5 protein-coding genes are annotated in these 5,357 nt (G+C 61.3%); 2 read left to right on the forward strand and 3 right to left on the reverse strand.

Features of this window, described 5'->3' with window-relative positions:
* Positions 1–31: 31 nt before the first annotated feature.
* Complete coding sequence (locus tag AAAB16_RS22780; RefSeq protein ID WP_340665394.1) at positions 32–2,419, forward strand: tetratricopeptide repeat protein; 2,388 nt, start codon at positions 32–34, stop codon at positions 2,417–2,419.
* Positions 2,416–2,829 (forward strand): copper chaperone PCu(A)C, encoded by a 414-nt coding sequence (locus tag AAAB16_RS22785; protein ID WP_340665395.1) that lies wholly within the window; start codon positions 2,416–2,418, stop codon positions 2,827–2,829. Before AAAB16_RS22780 ends, AAAB16_RS22785 begins: the two co-directional genes overlap by 4 nt.
* 62 nt (positions 2,830–2,891) lie before the next feature.
* Here the strand turns inward: AAAB16_RS22785 and AAAB16_RS22790 are convergent, their stop codons facing one another.
* Genes AAAB16_RS22790 through gorA form a run of 3 tightly spaced genes read right to left on the reverse strand, consistent with a single transcriptional unit; the run spans position 2,892 to position 5,260 of the window.
* Positions 2,892–3,269, reverse strand: a complete 378-nt coding sequence (locus AAAB16_RS22790; protein ID WP_340665396.1) for a VOC family protein — start codon at positions 3,267–3,269, stop codon at positions 2,892–2,894.
* Positions 3,266–3,892 (reverse strand): trimeric intracellular cation channel family protein, encoded by a 627-nt coding sequence (locus tag AAAB16_RS22795; RefSeq protein WP_340665398.1) that lies wholly within the window; start codon positions 3,890–3,892, stop codon positions 3,266–3,268. The genes AAAB16_RS22790 and AAAB16_RS22795 overlap by 4 nt, the downstream gene beginning before the upstream one ends.
* Positions 3,893–3,898: 6 nt before the next feature.
* Entirely contained in the window at positions 3,899–5,260 is a 1,362-nt protein-coding gene (gene gorA, locus AAAB16_RS22800; protein WP_340665397.1) for a glutathione-disulfide reductase, read from the reverse strand.
* Between the last annotated feature and the right edge of the window lie 97 nt (positions 5,261–5,357).

Raw genomic sequence — 5,357 nt, forward strand, 5'->3', positions numbered from 1 at the left:
ATACGCGCTCGTCAGAACAACGGATGTTTGCATGCCGAAGCACAAGAAAAACAACACCCCTCCAGCGCCTCCCTCTGCTCCCGTAGTGGCCCCGTCGGCCAGCGGTTCACCCGCCAAACGCCCGATTGCGTTGATCATTTTTGCCGTGGTGTTGCTACTTAGTTTGCCGCTGTGGATGTATCGCCAGCACAGCGCGGCGCCGCTCGTGCCTGCGACTGTAACAACCGCTCCCACGACCAACAGCCAGCCACAACAACCGCCCGCCAGCTTTGTCGATGAAGCCCAGTGCGTGGCCTGCCACGGCGAACAAAGCCAAGCCTGGAGCGGCTCCCATCACCAGATGGCGATGTTGCCGGCCAGCGCCGAGAACATTCGCGGTGACTTCAATAACACCACCTACAAAGGCGAGGCTGAAACCAGCCGTTTCAGCAGGCGAGACGGCGCCTATTGGATCAACACCCCCGGCCCGGACGGCAAAGCGGCAGACTTTAAAGTGGCCTACACCTTCGGCATCGAGCCGTTGCAGCAATACCTGCTGGAGATGCCCGGCGGCCGTCTGCAGGCCTCCGGCGTGGCCTGGGATACCCAGAAAAAACGCTGGTTTGAGCTGTACCCCGGCGAGAAGGTCGACTTTCGCGATGACTTGCACTGGAGCAAGCCTGCGCAGAACGCCAACTTTATGTGCGTGGAGTGCCACACCACGGATTTCAAACGCAACTTCAGCCCCAGCGCCGATAGCTTTAACAGCAGTTGGAACAACCTCGGCGTCGGTTGCCAAAGCTGCCACGGCCCGGCCTCGCGCCATGTGCAATGGAGCTCTGGCGCCAACCTGAACAAGCAGCAACCGGACAAAGGTTTCGGCACCGCCCTGGCCAGCAGCGACGCTCTTACCCAGGTCGAAACCTGCGGCCGCTGCCATGCACGCCGGGCGCCGCTGGGCGATGGCTACACGCATAAAAACCGGCTGATGGACGACTATCTGCCCGCCACGCTTAACGCCGAGTTGTATCAGGTGGACGGCAAGATCAAGGAGGAAGTGTTCGAGTACGGCTCTTTTACCCAGAGCAAAATGTTCGCCAAGGGCGTGACCTGCACCGACTGTCACAACCCCCACAGCAATCAACTGAAAGCACCGGGCAATGGCGTTTGCTTGCAATGCCATAACCCGTCGGGCAAAGCCGCGCGCGCCGGCATTGATGGCACCGGGCTCAAAGCAAAAAACTATGAAGCGCCAGAGCACACCAAGCACAAACCTGGGCAGCCCGGCTCGCAGTGCGTGGACTGCCATATGCCCGGCAAGCTGTACATGGTCAACGACTACCGCCACGACCATAGCCTGAGCATTCCCAACCCGGCACACTCGGCCAAAGTCGACAGCCCGGACGCCTGCGCTGCCTGCCATAAAGGCAACAGCAGCAAAATCGCCGAGCAGTTCAAGGTTTGGTACGGCGACACCAAAGTGGCTGACGGCGGTTATGCCGATGCCATTTTCGCCGCCCGCCACGGCTCGCCCGGCGCCGCGCGCATGCTGATGCAGCAATTGGCGCGCACCGACCTGCCGGCCATTCGCCGCGCTACCGTGCTGACGCAACTGCCCACCTACCCCAGCCAGCGCGCCATGGAGCAGGCGGCCATTGCCCTGAACAACGCCGACCCGCAGGTACGCACTGCCGCCATTGAGGCGATTGCTGGTATGGGCTCGGCGGAGCAATTTATCAGCCTGCTGACCCCGCGCTTAAGCGACCCGGTGCGTGCCGTGCGCCTGGCGGCAGCCTCACAACTGGCCAATATTCCGGCGCAACAGCGTGCCTCCATCGATAAGCTGTGGCGGCCAGCGATTGAAGAATACGAAGCGGCGCAAGAGGTTCTGCGTGATCGCGCCGAGGCCAACCTCAACCTGGCCATGCTCTACCAGAACACCGGCCGTGGCAGCAGAGCAGAGGCCGCGCTGCGCGAAGCGTTGCAACGTAACCCGGACTTTTTGCCCGCGGTGGTCAGCCTGGCGCAACTGCTCGACGCCACAGGCCAACACGGCCCGGCCCTGCAACTGCTTAACGAGGCGATTGCCAAGCACCCCAAAGCCGGCCTGCTGCAACACAGCCTGGGCCTGATGCTGATTCGTGCTGGCGAGCGTGACAATGCCTTGCAGGCCCTGGCCAAAGCCGCGCAACTGGCCCCGGACGATCGGCAATTTAGCTATATCTACGCCATTGCCCTGCACGACACCGGCAAACCGGAAGAAGCACGCAACCAGCTCGAAGCCCTGCTCAAACGCCAACCCGCCAACCGCAACGCGCGCATGGCGCTGATCAGTTACTGGCACGAAGCCGGCCAGCCACAGAAAGTGCAGGTGTTGCAGGCCGAGCTGGAACAACAAAACCCAGACGACCCGGAACTGCAACAGGCGCCGAATAAATGAAACGCCCTGCCCTGTTATTCGCCGCGTTGTTTTTTGCCGGGCAGGTACTGGCAGCCGGTTCATTGGACGTACTTGAGCCATGGGCCCAGCCCGGTGTCGGGCAGCAGGCTGAGGTGTACCTGACCTTACGCAACAGCGGCATCGAGCAAGACCGCTTGGTTGGCGCCAACAGCCCCCTCGCCACCGCCGTGCAATTGCGCACCGTGGTGCAGTTGGGCTCAGTGCAAAGCGTGCAAGCGCTGAAATCCATTGGCGTACCAGCGGGCGGACAACAGGTGCTGGCGCCAGGGCACACCCATCTGCTGCTGGTGGGCGTGGAGCGGGCGCTACTGGTGGGTGAAGAGGTGCCGCTCACCCTGCACTTCGAGAAAGCCGGAACGCTGCAGGTGCGCGCTAGCGTGCGGCCGTAGGGTGTGCGGTGCGCACCGAACGCGGACCGGTACACCCTACAAAGCAAACGCTCGCGGCGTATCTACAGGTAACGGCTGACTTCGATCAGGTTCTGGTCCGGGTCGCGAAAGTACACCGACTCAATCGGCCCCAACGCGCCCGTGCGCATCACCGGCCCCTCCTCCACCGTCACGCCGTGCTGGGCCAAATGCGCCAACACATCGGCACTGCTCCAGTGGGTAATCAGACACAGATCGATAGCCCCCGGCGTCGGCTTGGCGGCCTTGGGTTCAAACTCGCGTCCGGCCTGGTGCAGGTTGAATTTCTGCTGCCCAAACGCCAGTGCACTGCGCCCCTGGCCGAAGACTTCATGGCGCATATTCAGCACGCGCTCGTAGAACGCAACGGTGACGGCGATATCCGCCACGGTCAGCACTAAGTGGTCAAGACGTTCAATCATCGATGCCTATCCAGCAGGTGGAAGCGTGGCAGCGCCAGCCCCCAGTAAATGGCCGCCATTCGCGTCAACAGCACCACAAACATCGCTAAGCCAGTGGCGGCCCAATGGCCGGCGCCAAAGTGCAGCAAGGCCATAAACACCAGCGAGCCGGCGATACAGGCGGTGGCATACACCTCTTTCTGAAAAATCAGCGGAATCTGGTTGCACAGCACATCGCGCAACACGCCACCGGCGACCCCGGTCATCACGCCCATGATCACCGCCGTGCTGACTGGCACCTGATGGCGCATCGCAACCTCGGTGCCGATCACGGTGAATACCGCCAAGCCAAAGGCATCGGCGATCAGCAGGGCTTTTTCCGGCAGCGGTTTGATAAAGCGTGCCCACAACACCGTACCGATAGCGGCCAGCGAGGCCACCAGCAGGTACAGCTCGTTGCCAATCCAACTGACCGGGTGGTTGTCGAGAATCAGATCACGCAAAGTGCCGCCGCCCAACGCGGTAACTAACGCGATCACCAGCACGCCAAACAAGTCCATGGCATTGCGCCCTGCCATCAGCGCGCCGGTGACGGCAAATACCGCCACACCAAACAGGTCGCTTAAGTAGAACAGCGTTTCGATGTTCAATCAGGCGCCTACGGGGGTACGCATGGTGACGAACTCTTCGGCCGCCGTCGGGTGCACGCCGATGGTGTCGTCAAAGATGCGCTTGGTGGCGCCAGCTTTGATCGCCACCGCCAGCCCTTGGACGATTTCGCCAGCATCCAGACCGACCATATGGCAACCCAGCACCTTGTCGCTGTCGGCATCCACCACCAGTTTCATCAGCGTGCGTTCCTGGCTGCTGGTGAGGGTCAGCTTCATGGGTTTGAAGTCGCTCTGGTAAATGACCACCTTGTGCCCGGCATCTCGCGCCTGCTCTTCGGTAAGGCCAACGGTGCCGATATTCGGCAGGCTGAATACGGCGGTAGGAATGTGCTGGTAATCGACCGGGCGGTATTGCTCGGGCTTGAACAAACGCCGTGCGACGGCCATGCCTTCGGCCAGCGCCACCGGGGTGAGTTGCACACGGCCGATCACATCGCCCAAGGCCAGAATGGATGGCTCAGTAGTTTGGAACTGCTCGTCCACGGCAATAAAGCCGCGCTCGTCGAGCTGCACGTTGGTGTTTTCCAGGCCGAGGTTATCCAGCATCGGCCGGCGGCCGGTGGCATAGAACACGCAATCGGTTTCCAACACGCGGCCGTCTTTGAGGGTGGCGTGCAGGCTGCCATCAGCTTGTTTGTCGATGCGGGTGATGTCGGCGTTGAACTGCAGGTTGATACCGCTTTTGCTCAGCTCTTCTTTCAGGTGCTTACGCACCGCGCCATCAAAGCCGCGCAGGAACAGGTCACCGCGATACAACAACGTGGTATCGGCACCGAGGCCATTGAAGATCGAGGCAAACTCAACGGCGATATAGCCGCCGCCGACTACCAGCACGCGCTTGGGCAGCTGTTCAAGAAAGAAGGCCTGGTTGGAATTGATTGCGTGCTCGTGGCCGGGAATATCCGGAATCTGCGGCCAGCCGCCGGTGGCGAGCAGAATATGCGCGGTGCTGAATGTTTTGCCGTCGACTTCAACATGGTGCGGGTCGACCACCTTGGCATGCGCCTCCAGCAACGTGACGCCGCTGTTGACCAGAAGGTTGCGGTAGATGCCATTGAGGCGCTGGATTTCGCGATTTTTGTTGCTGATCAGCGTGGCCCAGTTGAAATCTGGCTTGCTGCCCAGGGTCCAACCAAAACCGCTGGCCTGTTCGAATTCATCGGCGAAGTGGGCGCCGTATACCAGCAGCTTTTTCGGTACACACCCGACGTTAACGCAGGTGCCGCCCAGGTAACGGCTTTCGGCGACCGCCACCTTCGCGCCAAAACCCGCGGCAAAACGCGCAGCCCGCACACCGCCTGAACCGGCGCCAATCACAAACAGGTCGAAATCGTAGCTCATGCTGGTCTCCTAAACTGGCGGCCAGCATAGCGCAAAGACGCAGCGCTATCCCGCCCCGTAGGGTGTGCTGTGCGCACCAATGCGCTCTGTTGACAAC

It is taken from the genome of Pseudomonas sp., assembly GCF_037994325.1.
GTDB lineage: Bacteria > Pseudomonadota > Gammaproteobacteria > Pseudomonadales > Pseudomonadaceae > Aquipseudomonas.